We start from the raw sequence: 791 nt of genomic DNA on the forward strand, positions 1-791 counted from the left end.
GGTTTTGATCGTATCGGCCATTGCGGTGGACTTGTGGGCGCCATTGCGCTTGTAGCGCTGGCACTGCTTTTGACTTTGTCGGCCGCCAGTGCTGAACGCCGTGTTGCGTTGGTCCTTGGCAACTCCCAATATGAGCATGCGCCGGCGCTGACCAATCCGGTACGCGACGCCCACGCCATGGCCGAACGCCTCGAGAATCTGGACTTTGAAGTCGTTTCCGGCTTCGATCTGACCAAATTGCAGACCCAGACGACGATTGCGCAATTCGCAAAGCAGGTGCGCGGCGCCGATATCGCCCTTTTTTTCTACGCCGGCCACGGGTTGCAGGTTTCAGGCAGCAACTACCTTCTTCCGGTCGACGCAGCACTCGAGGACGAGACTTCGCTCGATTTCGAGGCGGTGCCCGTGGACTTCGTCCTGCGGCAAATGTCGCGCGAGACCAGCATAAGGTTGATTTTTCTCGACGCTTGCCGTGACAATCCGCTTGCCGAAGTGCTGGCAAAGACCGCCGGCGTGAAGGGAGCAAGAAGCGGCCTTGCCGAAATTCCCATCGAGAATGGTGGCGCCGGCACGCTTGTCGCGTTCGCCACCAGTCCCAATCAGGTCGCCTTTGACGGGTCGGGCCAACATTCGCCGTTCGCTTCGGCGCTGCTGGCGCATATGGGCGAAACAAACGTTTCCATCACCGAAGCCATGAACCGCGTTACCGCCGATGTCTTCAAGGTAACCGCCGGCAAACAGCGCCCCTGGAGCAATGTCTCGCTGACCACTGAGGTCGTCCTGCACAAGAT

At 59.4% G+C, this 791-nt stretch carries 1 protein-coding gene; it reads left to right on the forward strand.

Going from position 1 to position 791, the window contains the following annotated elements; all coding sequences use genetic code 11:
* The coding region (locus tag EN991_RS38330) for a caspase domain-containing protein (RefSeq protein ID WP_245461204.1) at nt 1-791 on the forward strand (791 nt) is incomplete at both ends.

It is taken from the genome of Mesorhizobium sp. M7A.F.Ca.US.005.03.2.1 (genome assembly GCF_003997795.1).
GTDB lineage: Bacteria > Pseudomonadota > Alphaproteobacteria > Rhizobiales > Rhizobiaceae > Mesorhizobium > Mesorhizobium ciceri.